This window comes from Vreelandella venusta, assembly GCF_007989605.1.
Classification (GTDB): Bacteria; Pseudomonadota; Gammaproteobacteria; order Pseudomonadales; family Halomonadaceae; genus Vreelandella; species Vreelandella venusta.
Genome location: NZ_BJUL01000005.1, coordinates 142,471 through 156,348, shown reverse-complemented (window position 1 = coordinate 156,348; position 13,878 = coordinate 142,471). Strand labels below are relative to the sequence as shown.

At 52.2% G+C, this 13,878-nt stretch carries 11 protein-coding genes; 1 reads left to right on the top strand and 10 read right to left on the bottom strand.

Annotated features, from left to right (window positions below; all coding sequences use genetic code 11):
- Positions 1-33: 33 nt before the first annotated feature.
- Positions 34-2,664 carry an aminopeptidase N gene (pepN, locus tag HVE01_RS07425; RefSeq protein ID WP_146943290.1) on the bottom strand — a complete coding sequence of 877 codons (2,631 nt, stop codon included), beginning with the start codon at positions 2,662-2,664 and terminating at the stop codon, positions 34-36.
- A gap of 84 nt (positions 2,665-2,748) precedes the next feature.
- Positions 2,749-3,234, bottom strand: coding sequence for a YajQ family cyclic di-GMP-binding protein (locus tag HVE01_RS07420; protein ID WP_125749226.1), 486 nt, complete (start codon positions 3,232-3,234; stop codon positions 2,749-2,751).
- A gap of 221 nt (positions 3,235-3,455) precedes the next feature.
- Here HVE01_RS07420 and cobO point away from each other — a divergent pair, with 221 nt between their 5' ends.
- Entirely contained in the window at positions 3,456-4,055 is a 600-nt protein-coding gene (gene cobO, locus HVE01_RS07415; protein ID WP_125749230.1) for a cob(I)yrinic acid a,c-diamide adenosyltransferase, read from the top strand.
- 129 nt (positions 4,056-4,184) lie between these two features.
- Here the strand turns inward: cobO and HVE01_RS07410 are convergent, their stop codons facing one another.
- From HVE01_RS07410 to mutL, 8 genes are all read right to left on the bottom strand, one after another.
- Complete coding sequence (locus HVE01_RS07410) at positions 4,185-5,480, bottom strand: adenylosuccinate synthase (protein ID WP_146943288.1); 1,296 nt, start codon at positions 5,478-5,480, stop codon at positions 4,185-4,187.
- On the bottom strand, positions 5,480-6,673 hold the full coding sequence (locus tag HVE01_RS07405) for an ATP phosphoribosyltransferase regulatory subunit (protein ID WP_125749236.1): 1,194 nt from the start codon (positions 6,671-6,673) through the stop codon (positions 5,480-5,482). Before HVE01_RS07405 ends, HVE01_RS07410 begins: the two co-directional genes overlap by 1 nt.
- Positions 6,674-6,872: 199 nt before the next feature.
- Entirely contained in the window at positions 6,873-7,757 is an 885-nt protein-coding gene (hflC, locus tag HVE01_RS07400; protein WP_125749239.1) for a protease modulator HflC, read from the bottom strand.
- A complete protein-coding gene (hflK, locus tag HVE01_RS07395) occupies positions 7,758-9,020 on the bottom strand; it encodes an FtsH protease activity modulator HflK (RefSeq protein ID WP_146943286.1) in 1,263 nt (420 codons plus the stop codon).
- Between the two features lie 175 nt (positions 9,021-9,195).
- Positions 9,196-10,506, bottom strand: coding sequence for a ribosome rescue GTPase HflX (hflX, locus tag HVE01_RS07390; protein WP_125749242.1), 1,311 nt, complete (start codon positions 10,504-10,506; stop codon positions 9,196-9,198).
- 36 nt (positions 10,507-10,542) lie between these two features.
- Positions 10,543-10,791 carry an RNA chaperone Hfq gene (gene hfq / locus HVE01_RS07385; protein ID WP_009099947.1) on the bottom strand — a complete coding sequence of 83 codons (249 nt, stop codon included), beginning with the start codon at positions 10,789-10,791 and terminating at the stop codon, positions 10,543-10,545.
- A gap of 151 nt (positions 10,792-10,942) precedes the next feature.
- Entirely contained in the window at positions 10,943-11,881 is a 939-nt protein-coding gene (gene miaA / locus HVE01_RS07380) for a tRNA (adenosine(37)-N6)-dimethylallyltransferase MiaA (protein ID WP_125749245.1), read from the bottom strand.
- A gap of 42 nt (positions 11,882-11,923) precedes the next feature.
- Positions 11,924-13,858, bottom strand: a complete 1,935-nt coding sequence (gene mutL / locus HVE01_RS07375; protein WP_422822484.1) for a DNA mismatch repair endonuclease MutL — start codon at positions 13,856-13,858, stop codon at positions 11,924-11,926.
- Positions 13,859-13,878: the final 20 nt, after the last annotated feature.

Genomic DNA, 13,878 nt, shown 5'->3' with positions numbered 1-13,878 from the left:
ATTCCCTCTCCATGGTTAGTTCGCAGGCTTGCCTTATGCCAGCGCTTTCTCAACGACTTCAAATACGTTTGAAGATAAAGGCTCCTGCTTAATACGCACAAGCTCATCACGCATTAACTGTTGACGCTCTTCGTCGAAACGCTGCCAACGGGTTAACGGTGTCACTAGGCGTGCGGCTATTTCGGGATTGAGGCGATTTAGCTCAATAACCACGTCGGCTAACAGCGCGTACCCTTTACCATCTAAACGATGGAAATTAATCCGATTTTGAGCAAATGCTCCGATCAGGGCACGCACTTTATTAGGATTCTTAATTGAAAATGCCGGGTGCTGCATTAGGTATTGAACACGCTCCAAAACATCTGATTGCGGGCGTGACACCTGTATGGTGAACCACTGATCCATCACCAACGGGTCATGTGCCCATTTTTCGCCAAATGCTTTCAATGCGGGAGAGGCAATATCATCACGGTTGCTATGCACCAACAGGGTCAGCGCATGACGAACATCGGTCATGTTATGTTCCGCAGCAAACTGCGTTTCGCAAAACGCAACTCCCTCTTCGTCCTCAATCGCCATTAAATACGTTAAGGCGACGTTTTTGAGACTACGCTGGGCGATCTGTTCAGGCGTTGGCGCATAGGGTTCATCGCTTTGGTTCGCTTTATACACGGCGACAAATTCATCACGCAGCGCAACAGCTAGCGACTGGCGCACAAATTCGCGAGCGGCGTGTATAGCGTCCACATCGACAATCGGTTGCTGCTCGGCAATATAAGCTTCAGAGGGTAGCGTCAGCATTTCTGCCAGTACCGCTTTATCACTCATAGAGCCGGTAAGGAGCACTCTAAAGGCTTCCACAACACGACTATCCATGACCTTTTCAACACCATTACGGTGTGCAGCAATCAGATCATCTAACGCCAGCATAGCAAGCCGCTGACCCGCATCCCAACGGTTAAAGCCATCGCTATCATGCGTCAGCAAAAACGCAAGATCTTCGCGTGAATAGGGAAAGTGTAGCTTCACGGGTGCAGAAAAATCACGCAGCAGTGAAGGAACAGGCGCTTCAGCAACATCACTAAAGACAAACCTCTGTTCATCTTCGGTAAGATGAATAACAGCGTCGCTACCTAGCTTCTCACCTGACAGTGTTAGGGTCAGGTCCTGTCCCGACTTGGTGCCCACTAACCCCATACGTATGGGAATGTGTAACGGCAGTTTGTCGGCTTGCCCTGGGGTTGCGGGGGTACGTTGGCGCAGAGTGAGGTGATACTCCCCATGAGCATAGTCGTATTCACCGTGCGCATCGATTTCAGGCGTGCCTGCCTGGGAGTACCAACGCATAAATTGGCCAAGGTCGACATCAGAGACTTCGGCCATGCAGCCCACAAAGTCTTCGATGGTCACTGCCTGTCCATCAAAACGTTCAAAATAAAGGTCTGAGCCACGGCGGAAGTCTTCCCAGCCCAGTAAATTACGCAGCATGCGCACCACCTCTGCGCCCTTTTCGTAAATCGTCAGGGTGTAGAAGTTGGTGATTTCAATAAAGTGATCTGGCCGAATGGGATGCGCCGTCGGCCCTGCATCTTCGGCGAACTGAGCAGTGCGGAAAAACGACACGTCTTGAATACGCTTAACGGGAGCCGAGTTAGTATCGGCAGAAAAACACTGGTCACGAAATACAGTAAAGCCCTCTTTTAACGAGAGTTGAAACCAGTCACGGCAAGTCACTCGATTGCCTGACCAGTTGTGGAAATATTCATGGGCAACAATCCCTTCCACATTTTGGAAAGCCGCGTCTGTCGCAGTACTAGGATGAGTTAATACCGCCGCGGAGTTAAATATATTAAGCCCTTTGTTTTCCATTGCCCCCATATTGAAGTCATTCACCGCCACAATCATAAACAGGTCAAGATCGTATTCGCGGCCATAGGTTTGTTCGTCCCACGCCATAGCACGCTTAAGGGACGCCATGGCATGTTCGGTTTTATCTAGGTTCTCTTGCTCGACCCATAACTGCAGCGCCACATTGCGACCACTCACGGTCTCAAAAGAATCTTCTACTTTATGTAAATTACCGGCGACTAAAGCGAATAGATAGCAGGGTTTCGGGTGCGGATCTTCCCAAGTCGCAAAGTGGCGACCATTCTCCAACACACCTTGATCAATAGGGTTACCATTGGCGAGCAACACCGGCTCACTGGTGGCATTACCTATTACTGTTACCTTAAAAGTGGCCATCACATCAGGACGATCGGGGTAATAGGTAATTCGCCGAAAGCCTTCTGCTTCACACTGAGTGCAATACATGCCGTTAGATTGGTATAGCCCTTCCAAGGCAGTATTGCTACTGGGAGAAATCTCCACCTCACTCTCTAGTATGAAGGTCTCAGGCACATCCGCTATGTGCAGCACCTCATCCGTTAACTGATACGCAGTATCAGACACAGGGCTGCCATCGATAGCGAGTGATATCAGCGTTAGATGCTCACCGTTAAGTACTAACGGCGCCTGTGAATCTGTGCTTGGATGACGCTCTATTTGCAGGCGCGCTTTCACGCGAGTTGCTGCAGGGTCAAGATCAAACGTCAGCTCGGTATGGGTAACTTGGTAGGCGGGCGGCTGATAGTCGCTTAAATAAACCGGCTGCGGATCAGACATAGTGCGTGACTCCTGTAAGCTTATAAATTATTTGATGAAGCAGCGCCTAACGCTGCACCATCGTATGACTGTCGACCGAGTTAATTAATCACGGAAGTTATCGAACTGTAACGGTAGCTCAGGCCCCTCTTCACCACGTAAAAGCGCCATTACGCTCTGAAGATCGTCGCGCTTTTTACCCGTAACGCGCACTTTTTCACCCTGAATCTGAGCCTGCACTTTTAGCTTGCTGGCTTTGATACGCTTAACCACATCTTTTGCTTCAGCCTGATCAAGCCCTTGCTTTAGAACGACCTCCTGGCGGGCTTTCACGCCAGACAACAGCGGGTCTTGAATATCCATACAACGGGCATCAATTCCCCGCGCGATCAGTCGATTGCGCAACACATCAAGCATTTGTTTTAATTGGAAATCAACCTCGGCCTCAAGCTGAACTTTCTCTCCTTCAAGTGAAAAGCTGGCGTCAACACCTTTAAAATCAAAGCGCGACTGCACTTCACGATTTGCTTGGTCGACAGCGTTAGACGCTTCGTGCTGATCAAATTCTGACACAATATCAAATGAGGGCATGGCATCGTTCCTAGTAAGACATGACCCACTATTCTAGAGCAGCTAGCCCCCAACCGGCCAATTTCTTACATAATGTGTCTGGCAGCGCTAATGTTGGTATCTCAAAACCGAACAGAATCCTCCATTAGCTATACAAGACTTAACCACAGCAATATTAAATTGGCGCTGGATGAATTAACCTAGCCATCATTGACTTAATCACTTACCGATGGACACCGACCATGAGCGATCGCGATGCACGCCACAAAGCGTCGATGGAAAAACTGAAGGCCCGCGTTGACGAGAAAGTGGCCAACGCTACCGAGCAGCGTGGGCTGTTACTAATCAATACGGGTAATGGCAAAGGTAAGACCACTGCCGCTTGGGGCACCGTCACTCGCTCGCTTGGCTATGGCTACAAAGTTGGCGTCGTACAATTTATCAAGGGATTATGGGAGTGCGGTGAACGCAACCGGCTGGAAGAAGACGCAAATCTAACTGTTGCCATCATGGCCACGGGCTTTACTTGGGATACCCAGAATCGCGAGTCAGATACCCAAGCTTGCCAAGCAGTATGGCAAGAAGCTGAAAAAATGCTCGCAGACCCAGCGACTTACCTTGTTGTCCTGGATGAAATTACTTACATGTTGAAATTTGGTTATTTAGATATTGATACAGTTAAGCAAGCACTGATCAATCGGCCGCAGGAGCAAACGGTGATTATTACCGGGCGCAATGCTCATCGAGATTTGGTGGCAATGGCAGATACAGTGACAGAAATGCAAGAGGTACGGCACGCGTTTAACAATGGTCTGCAAGCCCGTCGCGGCATTGATTTTTAGTTTTAATTCAGTCAATTAAAAGCAAAAAGGGGGCGATTTAATCGCCCCCTTCTTTACCTGCTTATTTTTAACTGCTCAATTAGCTCAGCAACTTACAAACACACAAATGATTCATGCATGAATGCTAGCTTACCCTTCAAAAGGGTTGCGCAGGATAATGGTTTCCATACGGTCAGGGCCAGTTGAAATAATATCAATACTGGTACCTACCTGCTCTTCTAAGAAGCTGATGTAAGCACGTGCGTTGGCAGGCAGATCCTCAACCTTCTTGGCACCCAGGGTAGATTCTTTCCAGCCCGGCAGATCATGGTACAGCGGCTCAACTGCTTCGTAGCCTTCTGAATCAATTGGATTATCCAGCACATCGCCATCTTTACTACGATAGCCCACGCACACACGAATATTCTCCAGGCCATCCAAAACATCAAGCTTGGTTAGGCAGATACCAGAGACTGAGTTGATCTGCACTGCATGACGCAATGCCACGGCGTCAAACCAGCCGCACCGGCGCGCGCGGCCAGTAGTTGCTCCAAACTCATGTCCACGCTCGGCTAGGTGACGGCCATGGTCGTCAAACAGCTCGGTCGGGAATGGGCCAGAGCCAACGCGGGTGGTATAGGCTTTGGTGATACCCAATACGTAGTCCAGATAAAGCGGGCCAACCCCTGAACCGGTCGCCGTTCCGCCTGCGGTGGTATTAGAGCTGGTGACGTAGGGGTAGGTACCGTGATCAATATCCAGCAGCGAGCCTTGAGCACCTTCAAACAGAATGTTCTCACCGGCTTTTCGCAGATCGTGCACCATACTAACGGTGTCTGCGACCATCGGACGTAGCTCTTCGGCCATCTGCATAGCACTATCCAGCACTTCCTGGAAGTCCACCGCCGGCTCGCCGTGATAGTTCACCAACACAAAGTTATGGTAGTCCAACACCTCACCAAGCTTCGAAGCGAAGCGCTCACGGTGAAGCATATCGCCTAAACGCAGACCACGACGGGCAACTTTATCTTCGTAAGCCGGCCCGATACCACGACCAGTGGTGCCGATCTTAGCAATGCCGCGCGCTTTTTCACGTGCTTGGTCTAAACGCACATGGTAAGGCAGGATCAACGGACAAGCCGGTGACAAGCGCAGGCGCTCACGTACCGGTACGCCTTTCTCTTCAAGTTCACGGATCTCTTTGATCAGCGCTTCAGGCGACAATACTACGCCATTACCGATCACACAGGTCTTACCTGGACGCAGCACACCAGAGGGAATCAGGTGAAGAACCGTTTTCTCACCATCAATCACCAAGGTATGCCCTGCGTTATGACCGCCTTGAAAGCGCACCACTGCTGAGGCCGATTCGGTGAGCAGGTCAACAATCTTGCCTTTGCCTTCATCACCCCATTGGGTACCCAGGACTACGACATTCTTACCCATTATGCACTCGTCTCTTGTGTCAGGGTCATTGTCTGCCAACGACCGTCAATAAACTCAAGACGGCGGTCACAACTGTGCTCCGCCGGCCCAGTACGCTGCCCAGGCAGCGCTTGAATCACGCGTTCACCCTGCTCACGCAGCGCAGCAATGGCAGCGTTAAGCGACTCTTCTTCTTGGGCAGGCGCCCAAACAGCCCCCTGGCTGGGTGAAGCCAGCGCCAGAGATGCCAATTGTTTTAAATCCATAGAAAAACCGGTCGCCGGACGCGCACGCCCAAAAGCACGGCCAGTGTCATCATAACGCCCGCCTTTGGCCAATGCATGGCCATAACCAGGCACATAGGCAGCAAACATCATACCAGTGTGATACTGATAACCACGCAGCTCCGCTAAATCAAAATAGAGCGAAACGTCAAAGCGCGCCAATACGCCTTTATAGAGAGCTTCCAACTGGTCAAGTGCCGCCCTCACCGGCGCAGGGGCACCAGCAAAACGATCTCGCGCTTGCCCTAACACACTTGCATCACCATGCAGCTCACCCAGCGCTATCAGCATATCTGCCAAGGCTGGGTCGCTGACACTGCGATGAACGAGTTCAGCTAACTGGCCCGGCGATTTGAGCGCCAATGCTTCAAACAGCGCCCGCTCCTGCTCATCGCTAAGCGCAGCTGCCTCAACAAGGCTACGATAAATGCCAATATGGCCCAGCGCCAGATGAATTTCATCAGCGCCCGCTGCTTTTAAGCTGGCCAGCGCCAAATGAATAATTTCACTGTCAGCTTCTAAACCTGCGTGACCAAACAGCTCGACCCCTACCTGCACAGGGCTTCTTCCCCCCTGGTGCTGGTCGGCTTTTGCACGCAGCACATTCGTGCAGTAGCACAATCGAACTGGCCCTTGCCGCTTCAGGGAGTGGGCATCCATACGCGCCACCTGAGGAGTCACATCGGCAGATGCGCCCATCATTCGACCCGTTAGCTGGTCAGTTAATTTAAACGTCTGAAGATCTAGATCGGTACCGGTACCCGTAAGCAAGGAGTCCAAAAACTCCACCGGCGGCGGCATTACTTGGTCGTAGCCCCAGCAATGGTAGAGATCAAGCAGCGCACGGCGCAGCTCTTCCATGCGGCTTGCCTGAGGCGGCAGCACCTCATCCATGCCGTCGGGCAATAGCCAGCGGTCAGCGATGGTCATGTGAACAATCCTGCGAGACAATGAAGGCCCAAACAAGCAGCTACATCATGACGCGTTATAGGCGTTCATGGACAAGCGCTAGTGAAATGAGGGCCACAAAAAAACCGGGCGACGCCCGGTTAATTAAGTCTATCACGTTTGTGCGCCAGATGAACCCCGCTAGGTTTGCATAACCTTGCGGGGCTAGGCACGCATATGACTACTCGTCGTTACTAGGAACCGCACTACGCAAATAGCGGAAGAAATCGCTATTCGGCTCCAGTACCAGCAGGTTGTCATCACCCGAGAAACTTTCACGATAAGCATTCAAGCTGCGCCAGAAAGCAAAGAACTCCTGGTCCTGGCCATAAGCCTCGGAGAAAATTGCCGCGGCTTCTGCATCACCTTCACCGCGCAGCGTTTCAGAACGCTCATTGGCTTGGGCGAGCAGTACCTGACGCCGACGATCAGCATTAGCGCGAATACGTTCAGCCTCTTCCTGACCTTGTGCACGCCATTCACGAGCTTCACGCTCACGCTCAGAACGCATCCGCTCAAATACCGCTGCCGATACATCTTCTGGCAAATCGATACGCTTGATACGAATGTCACGTATCGCCACACCAAGCTCATCACGCATCAGCTCATCTAGCTCAGCGGTCGGCCCGGTCATCAGATCATCGCGACGTTCGGCAATAATTTCCTGAAGGTTCAAGCGACCAAACTCGTTACGCAAGCTTTCGTCTACGCGCGGCTGAATCAGGCGAATCGCCATCATTTCATCGCCTGCCGTCGCCTCGTAGTAACGCGTGGGGTTGACCACCTGCCACTTAACGTAAGAGTCGACAATAACCGCTTTCTGCTCAAGGGTCAGATAACGACTGGTATCGGTATCAAGGGTCAGCAGGCGCGTATCAAATTTACGAATCGTTTGCGCGATCGGTATTTTGACATGCAGTCCAGGCTGAATATTCTCTTCGATGACTTCACCAAAACGCAGCTTAACGGCACGCTCGGTTTCATCCACGACATACAGGCTATTACTAGCTAGCCAAGCCACTGCGGCCAAGCCACCTACGATTAGCAGGGATCGATTATTAATCATTTAGCGGCCCTCCCTGCGAATGGGGTTACTTGATGACGAGGAGGATGAGCTACTCTGGCTTCCCCGCAATGAATCAAGCACACGCGGATCAATCGATTCACTACTACTATCACCACTATTGCTAGAAGAAGTATTGCCGCCAGCAGCGCTACCACTACGCATTTGATCTAATGGCAAATACATCAAAGGCGCATTTTCGCTAACATCCAGTAGTACTTTAGGAATATTGCCAAAAACGTCTTCAATTGCATCCAGGTACATACGCTCGCGCATAATCTCAGGCGCGTTGCGATATTCGGTCAACAATGCGTTAAAGCGGTTAGCTTGACCTTGCGCTTCAGCTACGACTGACTCCCTGTAACCTTGACCTTGCTCGACCACACGCTGCGCTTGACCTTGAGCCGCTGGGATAATGGCATTGGCATAGGCCATCCCCTCGTTGATCGTACGCTGCCGATCTTCACGTGCACGGATAACATCATCGAATGCATCGATTACGGGTGCAGGCGCGGAGGTCGACTCAATGTTAATTGTCTGTAGACGAATACCAGCACCGTAAGCATCCAAATAAGATTGCAGGCGGCTTGCCACAGAGCTACCTAAAATTTCACGACCCGACGTTAAAATGTCGATCATGTCCGTGCCACCCACAACGTGGCGCAGGGCGGAGTCCAAAGCATTCTCGATAGAAAGCGCCGGATCACGTACGTTCAATACGAAGTCGCGGGGATTAGCCACTTGATACTGAGCGGAAATTTCCACTTCTACGATATTTTCGTCTCGAGTCAACATAGACTGCGTTTGGGAAACTGACCGAACACGGGTCACGTTCACCATACGAACATCGTCAATTAGCGGCGGATTCCACTGCAGGCCTGGGTCAACAATGCCCTGATATTCACCAAAACGTAGCACGACGCCACGCTCAGACTGGTCGACCAGATAAAAACCGGATGCGGCCCAGATAGCTAAAGCGACAACGACCAACAAACCAGGTAGCGCAAACGAGTTACGTGGTTTACTAGCACCGCTTTTGCCCCCCCCGTTACCACCACTGCCTTTCTTGCCACCGCCACCCAGCATTCCGTTTAACTTATCTTGGAATTTCTTTAGTGCTTCATCGAGGTCGGGCGGACCTTGATTATTGCCACCATTATTACCTCCACCATTACTTCCACCGCGATCACCGCCGTTATTACCACGTCGGCCACCACTGCTCCAGGGGTCGTGCTGGTTGCCACCACCAGGCTCATTCCAGGCCATACTTCTTCTCCACTAAGGTGTTCACCTGCACTTAGCCTTGCCGTTAGCAAGGCCGGTGCTTTTAATATTATTACTATATAAATCTTGTACCATACTTCCACCCGAGTTCACATAGGATCTCACATAGCCAAACTTACTTATATTTAAGCTCGTATAGGCGATGCAGCCTACTTAACTACCACTCTTCAATTTCGCGTAAAGCGACGGGTAAATAGGTATTGGCACGCTCACCAAGTTGAGCCATGAGCTGATTAAAATCACGTCTAGGCAAGCGCACGTCCAAAACAGATTGCCCTTGCTCATCAAAATACTCTTCTCGAACTGCATTCAACTCATGCAGACCTGCACGCAGCTTACCCTGCTCCGGAGACAGTGTAAGCGAGAAGCCAATAACGTCATTTGCTAAACGCTCGGTTAGCGCCTCATGCAGTAAATCAAGGCCTTGTCCCTGCTGAGCCGAGAGCCACACAACCTCAGGAACACCGTGGCCATCGCGCTCAATTCGCGGCGCACTATCAAGACGATCGATTTTATTCATAACCTTGAGAACTGGCACGCTATCAGCGCCTATCTCTTTTAACACACGATCGACTTGCTCAACGTTGGCATCACGATCAGGGTCAGCAGCATCTATTACATGCACCAACAACGATGCTTCCGCAGCCTCTTGAAGCGTTGCCCGGAAAGCTTCAACCAACTTGTGAGGCAGATGGCGAATAAAACCTACGGTATCGGCCATCACCACAGGACCAACGTCTTCAATTTCGAGGCGACGAAGTGTGGGGTCAAGCGTGGCAAACAGCTGGTCAGCCGCGTACACCTCGGCATTGGTCAGCGCGTTAAACAGCGTCGATTTACCGGCATTGGTATAGCCAACTAATGAAACGCTGTGAATCTCGGCACGCGAACGAGCGCGTCGGTTCTGGTCACGCTGACTGCGCACTTTATCGAGCCGTTTGTGAATCGACTTAATGCGCCCGCGCAACAAACGGCGGTCGGTTTCTAGCTGCGTTTCACCAGGACCACGCAAACCAATACCGCCCTTCTGGCGCTCTAAGTGGGTCCAGCCGCGTACTAGGCGAGTGGACATATATTCAAGCTGAGCAAGCTCGACCTGGAGCTTACCCTCATGGGTTCGTGCCCGCTGCGCGAAAATATCGAGTATTAAACCGGTACGATCAAGCACTCGACACTTGAGCTCATGCTCAAGGTTGCGCTCTTGGGAGGGGCTTAGGCTATGGTTGAAGATCACCAGTTCTGCTTGGTGAGCTGCGAGCATGGCTCGCAGCTCCTCCAATTTACCTGACCCGATAAACGTTCGGGAGTCAGGGCGCTGGCGACTAGCAGTGAGTAATGTCGCGGGCTCTGCGCCAGCAGAGCGCACGAGCTCTAAGAACTCACCCGGGTCTTCACGTGCTTGCTCATCATGAAAATCAACGTGAACAAGTACTGCCGTTTCACCGGCATCTGGGCGCTCAAAAAACAATCAATACCTCGTGGACTCTCTAGCTATCCAACGGTGTTAGATGTCCGCGTCAGGCGCGGCGGGATCTTGTGCCGGCAAACGCACGTTGCGCGAAGGCACTACCGTGGAAATAGCGTGTTTATAAACCATCTGGCTGACGGTATTGCGCAATAAAATGACAAACTGGTCAAATGATTCAATCTGGCCTTGCAACTTAATGCCGTTCACCAGAAAAATAGAGACCGGAATGCGCTCCTTGCGCAAAATGTTCAGGTACGGGTCTTGAAGGGACTGCCCTTTGGACATGTTGCTCTCCCTAAAACTGTCGTTGGGGTTGGTTATAAATGGCGCGCCCTACTGGTGCTGCGCCGCAATCTTGTTGCCCGAAAGGCCTGGGGTTGTCTAAAGAGCCAGCCGGCCACTCGAAAACACTTGCTTACGAAATCACTATCTTACGCTAAGCACCGCTTTCACGCACGAATTTCAGCACCTTATCCAATACGTCAGGCTGCTGTGAGTCTATCCACGTCAGCGACGGCCAACTTCTTAACCACGTAAGCTGCCGCTTAGCGAGCTGACGAGTTGCTATCACGCCACGCTCAATTAACTCGTTTTCGTCATACTTACCGTCTAAATAATCCCATACCTGACGATAGCCAACACTTTTCATTGCTGGCAAGCCAAGATGGATATCAGTACGTTGTTTGAGGGCGGCGACTTCATCTATCAAGCCCTCAGCCAACATTGTTTTAAAACGCACTGCAATACGGTTGTGTAGCAACTGGCGATCACTCGGGGCTAATGCTATCGACATCACCCGCCAGGGAAAGGTTTCCGGCTGCTGCTCCGCCCACAGCTCACTCATAGGGCGCCCACTTACATAATATACTTCAAGCGCACGCATTAAGCGCTGTGGATCATTAGGATGTATGCGCTGCGCGGATTCGGCATCCACTTCAGCCAGCATACGATGAAGTGCTGCCAACCCTTCATGCTGCCGAATAGCTTCCAGCCGTTGCCGTATGGCGGCATCCGCGGCGGGCAAGTTAGCAACGCCCTCCACCAGTCGCTTAAAGTAGAGCATCGTTCCGCCAACCAATAATGGCACGCTGCCTGCCGCGCTGATTTGCCGCATCTCCTGCAGCGCATCTTCACGAAAATCAGCGGCCGAATAGGGCTCAGCTGGGTCGCGAATATCAATCAGACGATGCGGAGCGCGCGCCAACTCGGCAGCACTCGGCTTGGCACTGCCAATGTCCATTCCACGATATACCATCGCGGAGTCTACGCTGATCAGCTCATGCCCCAGACGCTCATGCAGGGCCATCGCCGTATCGGTTTTACCAGCGGCGGTGGGGCCCATTAGGAAAATTGCCCAGGGGCGTGTGTCAACCATCTGCTCTTAGCACTCCGTTCGTTGTCTTAACTCACCACGCCGCTACTGTCCACGCAAGAACAGGCGGTCGAGTGCTTTCATGCTCATTTGCGTCCAGGTTGGACGGCCATGATTGCACTGGTCGCTTCGTTCAGTGCGCTCCATATCCCGCAGCAAGGCATTCATTTCATCAATGGTTAAGCGTCTATTTGCACGGACACTACCATGGCATGCCATGGTCGACAGCAGCTCATGAATGCGTGCCTCAACCTGATGGGTTCGGCCAAACCGCGACAGCTCTTCGAGCATTTGACGTATCAGGGCTTCTGGATCTGCCTGAGCCAACAGGGCTGGTAATTGCCGGACTAGCAAGGTTTCCGGCCCTGCCACGTCCAGCTCAACGCCTAACTGGGCAATAGCATCACGCTCACTTTCAGCGGTTGCCACTTCGGCGCGACTGGCAGCCAGGGAAACTGGCACCAGCAACGGCTGTGTATCAATCCCGTCGGCGGCAGCCAGCTGGTTTTTCATGCGCTCGTAGACGATCCGTTCGTGAGCGGCGTGCATGTCTACGAGCACCAACCCCTGCGCATTCTGCGCCAAAATATAAACACCATGTAACTGCCCAAGCGCAAACCCCAACGGCGGTGCCGAGGTCGCATCGTGTTCAGGCATCGCCTGTGGAGCTTCGCGCACTTCTGTCGCTTTTGATGTATTAATGCTTGGCGCACTCGGCTGCGGCGTTAATAGCGATGCTTCATGATCCGGGTGCAGCGCCTGGTAGCCCTGCATAAAACGACGCACTCGTTCTGCCCCAGGGTGGCGCTCAGGCGAGTCTGACAGCGCCATCCCTTGCTGCTGCCAACGGGGAGCAGGCGCTTGATCGCTGGCCTCATTAGTGTTGCCCGTGACACCTGCCTCCGCTATTTCACCTTCATGCCCATACGACGTACCCTGCTCTTCTTCAGCAGGCTTAGAAGCAGCAAGGCAGTGGTGCAGGCTAGAATAAAGAAAGTCATGCACCATCCGCCCATCGCGAAACCGCACTTCATGCTTCGTTGGATGCACGTTGACATCGACGACATCAGGGTCAAGTTCCAGGTAAAGCACAAATACGGGGTGGCGGCCGTTATACAACACGTCGCGATAAGCTTGACGAACAGCATGAGCGACCAAGCGGTCACGAACGACGCGACCGTTAACAAAAAAGTATTGCTGATCCGCCTGAGAACGAGAGTGAGTGGGCAAGCCAACCCAGCCACTAATTCGCAACCCACCCGCTTCACGCTCAATGTAGCGGGCATGCTCAATAAAGTTTTTACCCAACAGAGAAGCAATGCGCCGCTCGCGTGCGACGGGCGTCACACCCGGCGGCAATTGGTGCACCACTTTCTGATTATGGCGCAGTACCCACGCTACGTCGTAACGAGATAACGCCTGGCGACGAAAAGCTTCTTCAACATGGGCAAATTCTGTTTTTTCGGTGCGTAAAAATTTGCGCCGCGCGGGGGTATTAAAAAACAGATCGCGTACCGCGACACTGGTACCACGGGGGTGAGGCGCAGGCGTTACCCGCGCTTCCATACCACGCCCCTCCGCGACGACACGCCACCCTTGGCGGGGGTCCTCTTCCGCATTAGAGATCAGCTCCAGCCGCGAGACAGAGCTAATCGAGGCCAACGCCTCACCACGAAACCCCAACGAACTCACGCCTTCCAGATCTTCAAGGCTATTGATTTTGCTGGTCGCATGGCGAGCAAGCGCCAAGGGCAAATCTTGTTCGCCAATACCAATACCATCGTCGCGCACTTTAATAAGCCGAGCGCCGCCTTGCTCTATCTCCACTTCAATTCGCTGACTGCCAGCATCAATGGCATTTTCAATCAGCTCCTTCGTCACCGACGAAGGTCTTTCGACAACTTCTCCCGCAGCAATTTGGTTCGCTAGTCGCGGGTCAAGCACATGAATACGCGTTGGCGAAGAGATCAATTCAGACAACCGTCACCTCGGAAACTTAT

Excerpts from the sequence above, each read along its gene's own strand:
- cobO (WP_125749230.1), top strand. The coding sequence starts at position 3,456 with ATGAGCGATCGCGATGCACGCCACAAAGCGTCGATGGAAAAACTGAAG.
- miaA (WP_125749245.1), bottom strand. The coding sequence starts at position 11,881 with ATGGTTGACACACGCCCCTGGGCAATTTTCCTAATGGGCCCCACCGCC.
- hflK (WP_146943286.1), bottom strand. The coding sequence starts at position 9,020 with ATGGCCTGGAATGAGCCTGGTGGTGGCAACCAGCACGACCCCTGGAGC.
- pepN (WP_146943290.1), bottom strand. The coding sequence starts at position 2,664 with ATGTCTGATCCGCAGCCGGTTTATTTAAGCGACTATCAGCCGCCCGCC.
- hflC (WP_125749239.1), bottom strand. The coding sequence starts at position 7,757 with ATGATTAATAATCGATCCCTGCTAATCGTAGGTGGCTTGGCCGCAGTG.
- HVE01_RS07405 (WP_125749236.1), bottom strand. The coding sequence starts at position 6,673 with ATGACCATCGCTGACCGCTGGCTATTGCCCGACGGCATGGATGAGGTG.
- HVE01_RS07410 (WP_146943288.1), bottom strand. The coding sequence starts at position 5,480 with ATGGGTAAGAATGTCGTAGTCCTGGGTACCCAATGGGGTGATGAAGGC.
- HVE01_RS07420 (WP_125749226.1), bottom strand. The coding sequence starts at position 3,234 with ATGCCCTCATTTGATATTGTGTCAGAATTTGATCAGCACGAAGCGTCT.
- hfq (WP_009099947.1), bottom strand. The coding sequence starts at position 10,791 with ATGTCCAAAGGGCAGTCCCTTCAAGACCCGTACCTGAACATTTTGCGC.